The sequence below is a fragment of the Streptomyces sp. NPDC020917 genome, from assembly GCF_044333795.1.
Lineage (GTDB): Bacteria > Actinomycetota > Actinomycetes > Streptomycetales > Streptomycetaceae > Actinacidiphila.
The window spans coordinates 73,275-88,143 of record NZ_JBIRRR010000030.1; the positions used below are offsets into that span (position 1 = coordinate 73,275).

The following is a 14,869-nucleotide window of genomic DNA, read 5'->3' on the forward strand; positions in this document are numbered from 1 at the left end:
GTGCTCCTTCTACTGGGCTGTGGGGACGGCCTGGACGGCCTGAATCGCGGCGCTGACGCCGGCTGCCGGACGGTGCCGCGCGGCCGGGGGCGCGGCGGGCGCCGCGACCGGTGGGTCGGTCCGGGGGGTGGGAACGGGGGGCGCCGCCGGGGCGTCGCCCGGTGCGCTCGGCCCGCCCAGCTGCTCGTGCAGGTGCTGGGCGAGTGAGGCGGCGGTCGGATGGTCGAAGACGGCGGTCGGGGCCATGGGCAGCCCCGCCTGGCGGATGCGGGTGGTCAGTTCGAGCGCGGTGAACGAGGAGAACCCCAGGGCCGCGAACTCGCTCTCCGGGCGCACCTCCTGCCCGGTCGCGAGGCCCAGCACCGCCGCGGTGTGGCCGCGGACCAGGTCGAGCAGCACGTCCAGGCGCTCGGCTTCGGGGACGTCGCCGAGGCGCGGCGCGCCGTCCGCGGCCGCGCCCGGGGCCGGCGCCAGCGCCGCCCGTGCGGCCGGGACACCGCGCAGCAGCGCGCCGCCCGCCCCGCCGAGCACCGGGGCCAGCCGCGGCCAGTCCACGTCGGCCACGACCAGCGGGTACGCGGGCGCGGCGGCGCCCAGCCGCCCGAGGAGCCTGCCGAGTGCGGCGTCCGGCGCGGCCCGCAGCCCCGGCACGCCCGCGTCGGCGGACGGCGGTACCACGTCCAGGCACAGCACCGGCCGCCCCTGCGCCCTGCGTGCCTGCGCGAACGCGGCCAGCGCGCCCTGCGCCGGTGCGGCGTTCCCCGACCCGGGTACCGCGAGGGCGCCGCCGAGTCCCGAGACGAGGACGAACAGCGGTGCGGGTGCGGGGAGTTCGCCCTCCCCATTGGAGGCGGCCCCTGCTGCGGGTGCTGCGGTGCCGGACGCCGCGCCGCCGCCGGGCCCGGTGAAGGCGTCGGCGAGGGCGGCCAGGGTGCGGGCGGCGACCAGGTCACCGAACGGCCCGGCGAGCCGGGCGGGGTCGAGCGGCGCGGCGTCGTCGTCGGCCGCCGAGGCCGTGACGTGCAGGACGGCGGTGACCGGCCGGTCGGCGGGGGTCGCAGTACGCAGGAGGTCGGCCGCGTCCGGCGCGGCGAGATCGACATCCACCGCGGTGACCCGGTCGGCCAGTTCGGCGAGCAGGCCCGCAACGTCCGCCGCCGTGCGGTCCGTCGCGGTCAGCGGGAGCAGGACGTGCACGCCGTCGTGGGCGGCCGCCCACCGGGCCAGCGCGCGGCCCGCGGTGGTGTGTACCCCCGAGACGACGGCAGTCGACTCCGGCCGCCACACGTCCTGTTCGGGGTCCGCGTCCGGCAACTCCACGGGCAGCAGCCGCCGTACGAGCGCGGCGCCGGCGCGCAGCGCCACCTGCGTCTCCTCCCGGTCCGCGCCCATCACCCGGCTCAGCAGCCGCGCACCGCGCTCGTCGAGGACGTCCGGCAGGTCGACCAGTCCGTACGACCCCTCGGGCCGCTCCCCGGCGAGCGCCAGGCCGAGGCCCCACACCTGGGCCTGCCCGGCGTCGACCGCGCCGTCGGCGTCGACGGCGGCCACGCCGCCGCGCGTGGCGATCCACAGCGGCACGCCGCCGGCGGCCTCCTCCAGGGCGCGCGCGAGTTCCAGGGTCGCGGTGAGTGCGGGAACCGGGCCGGTGACCGGCGCGCGCCCGGGCGGCTCGCTGTCGGGTGCGTCACGTCCGGAGGCCTTGGGCCCGGACGTGTGGGGCTCGGACGTCCTGGCGCCGGGCGAGTCGGGTCCGGGCGTCCGGTGTCCGGGCGTCTCCGGCCGGGACGTGCCGCGTCCCGGCGTCCCCCGCCCGGCTGCCGGGGCGTCGGGCGGGCACGCCGCCAGCAGGGACAGCACGGCGTCCACCGCGGGGGACGCGGCGAGTTCGGCGCTCAGCCGGCCGGGCAGCGCGGTGACGTCGGCGGGGGAGGGGCCCGCGGGCAGCACGCCGACCTCGACGCCCTGCTCGGAGAGGGCGGCGATCACGCCGTCCGCGGCCTCGCCGCCGGGCGTGACCACCAGGACGCTCTTGGCCGCGGCGGCCTCGCCCAGGGCGCCGGCCTGCTCCCAGCCGATCCGGTAGTGCCGGGTGCGGCTGCGCCGCCACTCGGCCAGCACCGGCAGCGCAACGTCCAGGGCGGCCCGGTCCAAGCCCTCCGCGCCGACCGCGGACGCCAGCGCCTGCGCGTCGTCCTGGTCGACGGCCGCCCAGAAGCGGTCCTCGACCGTGCCGGCGTCCTCGGCCGGGCGGGTGCCCTGCGCGGGCGCGTCGATCCAGTAGCGGCGGTGCTGGAAGGCGTAGGTGGGCAACTCGACGGGAACGGCCGGGGCTGCCTGCGCGGTCTGCGGTCCCCGCGCCGCCTGCGTCCGGTCGCCCCGGTCGTCCTGGAAGCCGTGCCCGTCCCCGGGCTCCGCGGTCGGCCGTCCGAAGAAGCCCGGCCAGTCCACAGCGGCGCCGCGGATGTGCGCGTGCGCGAGCGCGGACAGGAACGTGTGGGTCTCGGGGCGCCGCGAGCGCAGCACCGGCACCGGCATCAGCCGCCCGGCACTGGACGTGCCGGCCATCGCGGTCAGCACCGCGTCGGGGCCCAGCTCCAGGCATGTGGTGACTCCGGCCTTCTCCAGCGCGGCGACGCCGTCGGCGAACCGCACGCAGCCGCGGGCCTGTGCCACCCAGTACGCGGGGTCGGTGACCTCGCCCGGACCCGCCACCTCGCCCGTGCGGTTGAGTACCAGCGGGATGCGCGGCGCGGCGTACGCCAGGCCGCGCGCGACCGCGCCGAACTCCGCGAGCATCGGGTCGAGCCGGTGCGAGTGGAAGGCATGGCTGACGGTCAGCCGGGACACCTTCCGGCCGCGCTCGCGGAACGTGGCGGCGACCGCGAGCACCGCGTCCTCGTCGCCCGAGACGACCGTGGCGTCGGGGCCGTTGACGGCGGCGACCGCCACCCGGTCCGCGCAGTCCCTCAGCGCTGCCACGACCTCGGCCTCGCCGGCCTGGAGGGCCACCATCGCCCCGCCGTCGGGGAGCGCGTCCATCAGCCGGCCTCGGGCCGCGACCAGCGCGCAGGCGTCGGCGAGGCCGAACACCCCGGCCGCATGGGCGGCGGCGATCTCGCCGATGGAGTGCCCGAGCAGGAACTGCGGCCGCACGCCGTGGTGTTCGAGCAGCCGGAACAGCGCAGTCTCGACGGCGAACAGCGCCGCCTGCGTGTAGAGCGTGCGGTCCAGCAGCGCGGCGCGCTCGCCACCGCGCGGCGCCCACATCACCTCCCGCAGCGGATGCGGCAGATGGCGGTCCAGCTCGCCGCACACCGCGTCGAGCGCGGCGGCGAAGACCGGCGAGGACGCGTACAACCCCTGCCCCATGCCGAGGCGTTGGGAACCCTGGCCGGAGAACAGGAAGGCGAGGCGGCCGTGCGAGACCTCACCCTGCACGACGTTGCCCGCGGGCTGGTCCTCGGCCAGGAAGCCCAGGCGGTTGAGCAGGTCCGCGTGGTCGGTGGCGACGACCGCGGCGCGGTGGTCGAAGTGCGTGCGGGTGGTGGCCAACGCGTGGGCCAGCGCCTCGGGTTCGGTACCGGGCCGGGCCGCGAGATGGCGGTGCAGCCGCCGTGCCTGAGCACGCAGCGCGGGCTCCGTCCTGCCGGACAGCAGGTACGGCAGCGGACTTCCGTCCCCCGCGGTCCCCGCCGCCGCGACGGCCACTGTGCCGTCCGCGGGCTCGTCGCCTTCGGCGGTCGCGGCGGGTCCGCCGGCCGGCGGGGCTTCCAGGATGACGTGGGCGTTGGTGCCGCTGATGCCGAAGGAGGAGACGGCGGCGCGGCGCGGTCGTCCCGTCTCGGGCCAGTCGACGGCTTCGGTGAGGAGGGAGACGGCGCCGGTCTTCCAGTCGACGTGCGGGCTCGGGGCGTCCACGTGCAGGGTGCGGGGCAGGACGCCGTGGTGCATCGCCTGGACCATCTTGATGACGCCGGCGACGCCGGCGGCGGCTTGGGTGTGGCCGATGTTGGACTTGATGGAGCCGAGCCACAACGGCTGTTCGGCGGGCCGGTCCTGGCCGTAGGTGGCGAGGAGGGCCTGGGCCTCGATGGGGTCGCCGAGTGTCGTCCCGGTGCCGTGGGCCTCGACGGCGTCCACGTCGCCTGGTTCCAGGCGGGCGTTGGCGAGGGCCTGGCGGATGACGCGTTGCTGGGAGGGGCCGTTGGGGGCGGTGAGGCCGTTGCTCGCGCCGTCCTGGTTGACGGCTGAGCCGCGGATCACCGCCAGCACGCGATGGCCGTTGCGCTGCGCGTCGGAGAGCTTCTCGAGCAGGACCAGGCCGACGCCCTCGCCCCAGCCGGTGCCGTCGGCCGCGGCCGCGAACGGCTTGCAGCGGCCGTCCGCGGCGAGCCCGCGCTGGCGGCTGAACTCCACGAAGATGCCCGGCGTGGACATCACCGTGACACCGCCGGCCAGCGCGAGCGTGCACTCGCCCGAACGCAGCGCGTGTACCGCGAGATGCATCGCGACCAGCGACGACGAGCAGGCCGTGTCCACGGTGATGGCCGGGCCCTCAAGACCGAGGGTGTAGGCGACCCGGCCCGAAGCGACGCTGCCCGCGCTGCCGTTGCCCAGCAGCCCCTCGAACTCGGCGCCGCCCGCGTCCATCAGCCGCGCGCCGTAGTCGCCGTACATGACGCCGGCGAACACGCCGGTCCTGCTGCCGCGCAGCGTGGTGGGGTCGAGTCCGGCGCGTTCCAGGGTCTCCCAGGCGGTCTCCAGCAGCAGCCGCTGCTGCGGGTCGGTGGCCAGCGCCTCGCGCGGGCTCATCCCGAAGAACTCCGCGTCGAACCGGCCCGCGTCGTGCAGGAACGCGCCCTCGCGGGCGTACGACGTGCCCCGGCGGTCGGGGTCGGGGTCGTACAGCGCCTCGGCGTCCCAGCCGCGGTCCGACGGGAAGGCCGACACGGCCTCCTCGCCGTCACGGACCAGCCGCCACAGATCGGCGGGTTCGCGGACGCCGCCGGCGTAGCGGCAGCCCATCGACACGATCGCGATCGGCTCCCGCAGGTCCGATTCCAGCCGCGCGAGGCGCTCGCGCGTCTCGTGCAGGTCGGTCGTCACCCACTTCAGGTAGTCGACGAGCTTCTCTTCGTTCGTCATGTCCCCTCGGCCCTCACGTGCTGCTGGTTGCTGCGGTCTCGGACGGCGTTCAACTCCGCTTCAGCTCCTGGTCGATGAAGGCGAGAACCTCCTCGGCGGAGGCCGCCTGGATCCGCTCGGCGACGGCCGCGCCGCCGCCCTGCCCGGCGTGCGTCCACTGCGCGGCCAGCGACTGCAGGCGGCGGCCGATCTCGGCGCGCTCCCCGTCGTCCGGGGCGAGTTCGCCCAGCGCGGTGACGATCCGGTCGAACGCGTCGAGCGCGGACGCCGTCGCGGCGGGCTGGGGCGCGACCAGCTCCCTGAGCCGTTCGGCGAGCCCCGCGGCGGTCGGGTAGTCGAAGACGAGGGTCGCCGGCAGCCGCAGGCCGGTGAGCGCGTTGAGCCGGTTGCGCAGCTCCACGGCGGTCAGCGAGTCGAACCCGAAGTCCTGGAAGGCGCGCCCGGGATCGACCGCCTCCGCGCCCTCGTGCCCGAGCACCGCCGCGACCTGCCCGCACACCACGTCGAGCAGCAGCGTGCGCTGCTCCGCGTCGTCCAGACCGGTCAGCCGCTCGGCCAGCGACGGCCCGGCCGCGTCCGTCCTGCGGGCCGGCGCGCGCACCACGCCCCGCAGCACCGGCGGCAGCATTCCCGCCGCGGCCTGCGCCGCCAGTGCCGCGGTGTCCAGCTGCACGGGTACCAGGAGCGGCCCGGCATCCGCGAGCGCCTCGTCGAGCAGGGCCAGACCGTCCGCGGTCGGCAGCGGAGCGAGGCCGCCCCGGTTCATCCGCACCCGGTCGGTGCGCTCCAGATGGGCGGTCATGCCGCTGCCCTCCTCCCACAGGCCCCAGGCGAGCGACGTCGCGGGCAGGCCCTGCGCGTGCCGGTGGGCGGCGAGCGCGTCCAGGAAGCTGTTGGCGGCCGCGTAGCTCCCCTGTCCCGGGCTGCCCAGCACGCCGGCCGCGGAGGAGAACAGGACGAAGGCCGCGAGATCCTGATGCCGCGTCAGCTCGTGCAGATGCCAGGCCCCGTGCGCCTTGGGCCGCAGCACCGTCTCCACGCGCGCGCCGGTCAGCGAGCCGACCGTCGCGTCGTCGATGACGCCCGCGGCGTGGAACACGCCGGTCAGCGGATGGCGTCCGGGCACCGCCGCCAGCACCTGGCGCAGTCCCTCGCGATCGGCCGTGTCCACCGCGGCGACGTTCACCTCGGCACCCAGCGCGGCCAGTTCGGCCCGCAGGTCCTCCGCGCCGTCGGCGGTGGCGCCGCGCCTGCCGGTCAGCAGCAGATGCCGGACGCCGTGCTCGGCGACGAGGTGGCGGGCCACCAGCCGGCCGAGGGTGCCGAGGCCGCCGGTGATCAGGACCGTTCCGTCGGCGTCCAGGGGCCGCGCCGCCGGTCGTGGCGCGGCCCCGGGCGCCGCCGCCCGGGCGAGCCGCGGCACGTACACGGCGTCGCCGCGCACGGCCACCTGCGGCTCGCCCGTCGTCGTTGCCAGCTCCACGGCGGCGGCCAGGGCGTCCGCGGGGACGTCCCACGTGTCGACGTCGAGCAGTACGAACCGGTCCGGGTTCTCCGCCTGCGCGCTGCGGACCAGGCCGCCCACCGCGGCGGCCGCCAGGTCCGGCGCGTCCTGCCCGCCGCCCGCGGCGAGCGCGCCGCGCGAGACGAGGACGAGCCGCGCGCCCGCGGGCGCGGCGTCGGCGAGCCACTCCTGGAGCAGCCCCAGGACGCGCCGCACCGCCGCGAGCGCGCGGTCGGGGGCCGCGGCCTTCGGGCCGCCGTGACCGCCGTCACCGCTGTCCGGGCCGTGCGCGCCGTTCAGGCCGCCCGCGCCCCCCGCGCCGTCCGCGCCGTCGGCGCCGTCGGCCAGTGGCACGAGGATCACGTCCGGGGCGGGCGCGCCCTCGGCGAGAGCGGTGCGCAGCGCGTCGAGACCGGCGAAGCGCCGAGGGAATCCGGGGTGCGGGTCACCGGACGAAACGCCCTCGCCGGCCGGACCGTTGAGGGCGGTCAGCGTGCCGCCCAGCACGGCCCACGTGCCGGCCGGCACGTCCGCGTCCCGGCCGAGCGGCCTGAGCGCGTCCGCGGCGCGGTTCCAGCCCACCTCGTACAGGGCGGCCCGGCGTGTCGTACGGACCGCGGCGAGCTGGGCGGGCGTGATCGGCCGCAGCACGAGGGACGCGACGGAGGCCAGGGGCCGGCCGGTGGCGTCGGCCAGTGCGAGGGCGGTGCCGCCGTCGGGCGACGGGCACAGCCGGACACGCAGCGCCCGCACGCCGGCCGGACCCTCGGGGTGGAGGGACACGCCCGACCACGAGAAGGGAAGCCGCAGATCGGGACCGGTGGCATCGGTCGCGCCCGCCGGCACCGACGGGTCCGTGCCGGTCACCGCCAGCGCGTGCAGCGCGCTGTCCAGCAGCGCCGGATGGACGCCGAAGCCCGCGACCGCGGTGCTCTCCGGCACGTCGACTTCGGCGTACACCGCGCCGTCGCCGGTCCACACCGCGCGCAGTCCCTGGAACGCCGGGCCGTACGCGAGGCCCGCCGCGGCGAACTGCTGGTAGACGTCGCCCAGTTCGACTGGCTCAGCGCCAGCGGGAGGCCACTGCGCGAGGGAGAACGCCTCGGACCCGGCGGCCGGCGAGAGCTGGCCGTGGGCGTGCCGTGTCCACGGCTCGTCGGGGCCGGCCGTACCGGACTGGCCGTGCACGGACACCGGGCGGCGCCCCCCGTCGCCGGCCGGGCCGACGACGACCTGCATCCGGACGTCGCCCTGCTCGGCGAGCACCAGCGGCGCCTCCAGCGTCAGGTCCTCGACGCCGCCGCAGCCGACCGCCGCGGCCGCGTGCGCCGCCAACTCGACGAACGCCGTGCCGGGCAGCAGCACCGTGTCCAGCACGGCGTGGTCGGCGAGCCACGGATGCGTCCGCAGGCTCAGCCGGCCGGTCAGCACCTGCCCGCCGTCGGGGAGTTCGAGGGCCGCGCCCAGCAGCGGATGCCCGCTGCCGGTCAGGCCCGCGGCCGTCACGTCGCCCGCGCCGCCGGCCGCCTCGACCCAGTGCCGGGCGCGCTGGAACGCGTACGTCGGCAGTGCCACCGCGGTCCCGTGGGCCTTGCCGAGGCGGGCCGCGGGCCAATCGACCGGCGCGCCGTGTGCGCAGGCCCTGGCCAGTGCCGCGACGAACTCGCGGCGGCCGTCCTTGGAGCGGCGCAGCGTGCCGATCACGGTGGCCTCGGCGTCCTCGCCGTCGACGGTCTGCTCGACACCCACGGTCAGCACCGGATGCGGGCTCGCCTCGACGAACAGGGTGTGCCCCGAGTTCACCAGCGCCGCGGTGACCTGGGAGAACAGCACCCGCTGGCGGATGTTGCGGTACCAGTAGCCGGCATCCATCACGGCGGTGTCGATGACGCCGCCGGTGACCGTCGAGTGGAACGGGATCCGTGAGGTGCGCGGCCGCAGCCCGGACAGGCAGGCGAGCAGCTCGTCGTGGATCCGCTCGACGTGGTGGGAGTGCGAGGCGTAGTCCACCGGGATCACCCGGGCCCTCGCCCCCTCCGTCACGCAGGCGTCGACCAGTTCCCGCACGGCCTGCGGATCGCCGGACACCACCGTCGCGGTGGGCCCGTTGACCGCGGCCACGCCGACCCTGCCGTCCCACGCGGGCAGCCGCCGCTCCACGTCGGCCACTGGCAGCGGCACCGACGCCATCGCGCCGGTGCCCGCCAGAGCGACGAGCAGCTTGCTGCGCAGCGCCACCACGGCGGCCGCGTCGTCCAGCGACAGCGCGCCCGCCACGTAGGCCGCGGCGATCTCGCCCTGGGAGTGCCCGACGACCGCGTCCGGCCGCACGCCCGCCGCCTGCCACAGCTCCGCCAGCGACACCATGACGGCGAAGAGCGCCGGCTGCACCACGTCCACCCGGTCCAGGTCGGGCGCGCCGGGCGCGCCACGCAGGACGTCGAGGAGCGACCAGCCGACATGCCGGCCGATCGCACGGTCGCACGCCGCCATCGACGCCGCGAAGGTGGGCGAGGAGTCCAGCAGGTCCAGCGCCATGCCGGCCCACTGCGAGCCCTGGCCGGGGAAGACGAAGACGGTACGGCCGGCGGCGGCCGTCCCGCGGACGACGTCCGCGCCGCCCTCCGCACCCCGCGCCGCACCGCTCTCCGGGCCGTCTGCGAGCGCGGCCAGGCCGGTCATCAACTCCTCGGCGCTGTCGCCGAGTACGACCGCCCGCCGCTCGAACGCCGAGCGCGTGGTGGCCAGCGCCCGGCCGACCGCGGCCGGGGCGTGGCCGGGACGGGCCGCCAGATGGCGGTGCAGGCGCGTGGCCTGGTCCCGCAGCGCGGCCTCGCTCTTGGCGGACAGCACCCAGGGGACGGGCCCGGCCGCGACAGCGGGACCGTCCGCGCCCCGCTCGCCGTCGGCCGCGGCCTCGGGTCCGGCGGCCGGCGCGGGCAGGTCCGACGGCGGGGCTTCCAGGATCAGGTGCGCGTTGGTGCCGCTGATGCCGAAGGAGGACACGGCGGCGCGGCGGGGACGGCCGGTCTCCGGCCAGTCGACGGCTTCGGTGAGGAGGGAGACGGCGCCGGTCTCCCAGTCGACGTGCGGGCTCGGGGCGTCCACGTGCAGGGTGCGGGGCAGGACGCCGTGGTGCATCGCCTGCACCATCTTGATGACGCCGGCGACGCCGGCGGCGGCCTGGGTGTGGCCGATGTTGGACTTGACCGAGCCGAGCCACAACGGCCGTTCGGAGGAGCGGTTCTTGCCATAGGTGGCCAGCAGCGCCTGGGCCTCGATGGGGTCGCCGAGCGTCGTCCCGGTGCCGTGGGCCTCGACGGCGTCCACGTCGCCTGGTTCCAGGCGGGCGTTGGCGAGGGCCTGGCGGATGACGCGTTGCTGGGAGGGGCCGTTGGGGGCGGTGAGGCCGTTGCTCGCGCCGTCCTGGTTGACGGCTGAGCCGCGGATCACCGCCAGCACGCGATGCCCGTTGCGCCGGGCGTCCGACAGCCGCTCCAGCAGGACCAGGCCGACGCCCTCGCCCCAGCCGGTGCCGTCGGCTGCCGCGGCGAAGGGCTTGCAGCGGCCGTCCGCCGCGAGCCCGCGCTGGCGGCTGAACTCCACGAAGATGCCGGGGCTGGACATCACCGTCACGCCGCCGGCCAGCGCCAGATCGCACTCGCCGTCCCTCAGCGACGTCCCCGCCAGGTGCATCGCCACCAGCGACGACGAGCACGCGGTGTCCACCGTCAGCGCCGGGCCCTCAAGACCGAGCGTGTACGAGACCCGGCCGGACGCCACGCTGCTCGTGGTGCCGGTCAGCAGGTAGCCGTCCATCGCGTCGGGGGAGCGGTCGGCGCCGAGCCCGTAATGCTGGGCCGCCATGCCGACGAAGACACCGGTCCTGCTGCCGCGCAGCGCCTCGGGCCGCAGTTGCGCGTCCTCCAGCGTCTGCCACGCCGTCTCCAGCAGCAGCCGCTGCTGCGGGTCGACGGCCAGCGCCTCCCGCGGGTTGATGCCGAAGAAGTCCGCGTCGAAGCGGTCGGCGTCCGCGACGAATCCGCCCCGGTTCACGTACGACGTGCCCGCCTTCGCCGGGTCCGGGTCGTACAGCCGCTCCAGGTCCCAGCCGCGGTTGTCGGGGAAGCCCGACAGGCCGTCCCGGCCGGACGCCACCACCTCCCACAGGCCCTCGGGGGAGTCTGCGCCGCCGGGGAACCGGCACGCCATGCCGACGATCGCGATCGGCTCGTCCGCGTCCGCCGCACCGCCGGCCCGCACCGGGGCCGCGACCTGCGGTGCGGTCTCCGACTCGTCGCCGGCGCCCAGCAGTTCGGCGTGCAGCAGCGCGGCCAGCGCGTTCGCCGTCGGATGGTCGAAGACCAGCGTGGCGGGCAGCGGCAGCCCGGTGGCCGCCTTGAGCCGGTTGCGCAACTCGACCGCGGTCAGCGAATCGAACCCGAGGTCCTGGAACGTCCGTTCGGCGTCGATCGCCTCCGGCTTGCCGTGCCCCAGCACGGCCGCTACGTGTGCGCGTACCACGTCCAGCAGATGCCGCCGCCGCTCGGCCGCCGGAAGCCCGGCGAGCGTCCGCCGCAGCGACGACGCCCCCGCGCCGCGGGCCGCCGCGCGCGGTGGCGCGGTCCTCAGCAGGCCGCTGAGGATCCGCGGCAGGGCGTCGGCGTTCGCCGGGTCGCGCAGCACGGCCTGCTGGAACACCGCGGGGACGAAGGCCGCATGGGCTCCCGCCAGCGCGGCGTCGAGCAGCCCGAGCGCGTCCTGCGTGCGCATCGGCACCAGGCCGCCCCCGGTGATCCGGGAGTGCTGGTCCTCGGTGAGCGCGGCCGTGAGGGTGCTGGCCTGCTGCCAGAGTCCCCAGGCGAGGGATGTGGCGGGGAGTCCTTGGGTGTGGCGGCGGTGGGCGAGGGTGTCGAGGTAGGTGTTGGCGGCGGCGTAGTTGGCCTGCCCCGGATTGCCCAGCACGCCGGCCGCGGAGGAGAACAGGACGAAGTGGCTCAGGTCGAGGTGGCGGGTCGCTTCGTGGAGCAGGCGGGCGGCATTGGCCTTGGGCGGGAGGACGGCGGCCAGGTGGTCGGGGGTCTGGGCGGTGAGGACGGCGTCGTGGGTGGTGCCCGCGGTGTGGATGACGGCGGTGAGGGGATGCGCCTCGGGGATCGACGAGAAGAGGTCGGCGAGCCGGCCGGGGTCGGTGATGTCGCAGGCGGAGATGGTGGCATCGGTGCCCAACGCCGCGAGTTCGGCCAGGAGTTCGGAGGCTCCTGGGGCGCTTGGGCCCTGGCGGCTGGCGAGCAGGAGGTGCCGGGCGCCGTGGTGTTCGGCGAGGTGGCGGGCGACGAGGCTGCCGAGGGTGCCGGTGCCGCCGGTGACCAGGATCGTGCCGTCCGGGTCGATCGGCCGCGGCACCGTCAGCACCACCTTGCCGACATGCCGCGCCTGGCTCAGATAGCGGAACGCCGCCGGTGCCCGCCGCACGTCGAACGCCGTCACCGGCAGCGGCCGGAGTGCCCCGGCGTCGAACAGTTCCGCGAGCGCCCCCAGCATCTCCTGGATCCGGTCGGCGCCCGCCTCGATCATGTCGAACGCCCGGTACCGCACGCCGGGATGGGCCTGTGCGACCACCTCCGGGTCGCGGATGTCGGTCTTGCCCATCTCCAGGAAGTGGCCGCCGCGCGGCAGCAGCCGCAGCGAGGCGTCCACGAACTCGTGCGTCAGCGCGTCCAGGACCACGTCGAAGCCCTCGCCGCCGGTCGCCGCACGGAACGCGTCCTCGAAGTCCAGCGACCGTGAACTCGCCGTGTGGGCCTGGTCGAAGCCCTGCTCCCGCAGCACACCCCACTTCGGCGGGCTGGCCGTGCCGAACACCTCCGCACCCAGGTGCCGGGCCAGTTGGGTGGCCGCCATGCCGACGCCGCCCGTCGCCGCGTGCACCAGCAGACGCTGCCCCGCACGCAACCCGGCCAGGTCGGTCAGCGCGTAGTACGCGGTCAGGAACACCACGGGCGCGGCCGCCGCCTGCGCGAACGTCCAGCCCTCCGGTATCCGGACGACCAGCCGGTGATCGGTCACCGCGACCGGGCCCATGGCGCCGTCGATCAGCCCCATGACGCGGTCACCGACCGCGAACCCCGTCACGCCGGGCCCGACCTCGGTGACGACGCCCGCGGCCTCGCTGCCGATGACCGCCCGCCCCGGATACATGCCGAGCGCGATCATCACGTCGCGGAAGTTCATGCCCGCGGCGCGCACCGCGAGCCGCAGCTGGCCCTCGCCCGGCGCCGCGGCATGCTCGGGGCACTCCTCCAGCGTGAGGTTGTCCACCGTCCCGGACTCCGCCATCGCGACCCGCCACGCCGCGGCACCGGCCGGCGGCACCAGGTCCGCCCGCGGGTCGGCGCGCACCAGCCGCGGCACGTGCACGGTCCCGGAGCGCAGCGCGAACTGCGGCTCCCCGGACGCCAGCGCGGCCGCCAGGACCCCGGCGGAATCCGGCAGCCGGTCGGAGTCGGCCACCACGAACTGCCCCGGATGCTCGGCCTGCGCCACGCGCAGGAACCCCCACGCCGAGCCCGCCGCGGCGTCCACGACGCGGTCCCCGGCCGCGGCCGCCACCGCCTGGTGCGTCACCACCGCGAGCCGAGAGCCGGCCAGCCGGTCCTCGGCGAGCCAGCCCTGCACCAGGTCCAGCAGCCAGCACGTCACCGCGCCGACCCGCTCCGGCCCGTCCGCGAACGCCGGTGCCTCCGGGATCGCGTCCGGCACGTAGGCCACGACCGTCGCCGGTACGGGCGTGCCACCGTCGAGAGCCGCGATCAGCGCCGCCAGATCCGCGAACGCGCCCGGCGCGTCAGGCGTGCCGCCCGTGCCGGCCGCTTCGGTCGCAGGGGTGGTCCCCATGGCGGCCGGTGCGGCGCTGAGAACCGCGAACGGTTCGGTGACCGGACCGTCGGACGCGACGTCCACCGTCGGCCAGTCGACCCGGTGGAAACCGTCGAGCCTCGTCGAACGCGCCGCGTCCAGCTGCTCGGCGCTGACCGAACGCACCGCCAGCGCCCCGACCGTGGCGACCGGACGCCCGGTGTGATCGGACAGTGCGACGGCGAGCGTGTCGCCGTCGCCCTTCGTCAACCGCGCGCGCAGCGCCGTGGCGCCGACCGCGTGCACCGACACCGCACCCCAGGAGAAGGGCAGTTGGACCCGGCCCCGGCTCCCCTCCGCACCGCCCGCGTCGTCTGCCCCGGACAGACCGGCGAGCACCGAGGTGTGCAATGCCGCGTCCAGCAGCGCGGGATGGACGGCGAAGCCCTCCGCGTCCGCGCCCTCGGGCAACTCCACCTCGGCGTACAGGTCCGCACCGCGCCTCCACGCCGCCCGCAGACCGCGGAAGGTCGGCCCGTACCCCAGGCCCAGCTCCGCGAAGCGCTCGTAGGCGTCGCCCGCGGCGAGCGGCTCGGCGCCCGCGGGCGGCCACGCCGCGTCGGCATCCGCCTCGGGCTCCGGCCCGGCGGCCGCTTGGCGGGCCGCGAGCGTGCCCTCGGCGTGGAGGGACCACGGGGGACCGTCGATGCCGGGCCCGCCGTCCGGCCGTGAATAGACCGCGACGGGCCGGCGGCCCTCCTCCCCCGAGGGCCCGACGACCACCTGCAGGCGCACCGCCTGGTCCTCGGCGAACACCAGCGGAGCCTGGATCGTCAGCTCCTCCAGGTGGTTGCACCCGGTCTGCTGGGCCGCGTGCAGCGCCAGATCCACGAACGCCGTTCCGGCCAGCAGCACTTGGCCCATCACCGCGTGATCCGCCAGCCACGGATGCGTCCGCACGGAGAGCCGCCCGGTGAGCAACAGCCCCTCGCCGTTGGCGAACTCGGCTGCCGCGCCCAGCAACGGGTGATCCGCGGCGGCCAGTCCCACGGACGGCATGTCGCCCGGCGGGTCCGTCCGCTCCGGCCAGTACCGCACCGAGCCGAAGGCGTAGGTGGGGAGCGGGACGTAGGGGGCCGGGGGGAGGACGGCGTCCCAGTCGGTGGTGGCCGCGCTGAGCAGGGCGGTGGTGAGGGTGTGGGTGGGGGTGTGTTTGGGGTGGAGGGTGTGGGTGAGGGTGGGGGTGGGTTCGGTGTTGGTGAGTGTGTGGGTGTTGAGGGTGGTGAGGGTGGTGTCGGGTCCGATTTCGATGTAGTGGGTGGTGCCTTGGGTGTGGAGGTGGGTGATGGCTTGGTGGTA

The 14,869-nt window shown here is 76.4% G+C and carries 2 protein-coding genes; both read right to left on the reverse strand.

What is annotated here, in order from left to right; all coding sequences use genetic code 11:
• Nucleotides 1-9 precede the first annotated feature (9 nt).
• On the reverse strand, nt 10-5,148 hold the full coding sequence (locus tag ACH4TG_RS38750; protein ID WP_398247638.1) for a type I polyketide synthase: 5,139 nt from the start codon (nt 5,146-5,148) through the stop codon (nt 10-12).
• Between the two features lie 49 nt (nt 5,149-5,197).
• Nucleotides 5,198-14,869 (reverse strand): SDR family NAD(P)-dependent oxidoreductase (locus ACH4TG_RS38755; RefSeq protein ID WP_398247640.1); only part of this gene is annotated, 9,672 nt, incomplete at its 5' end.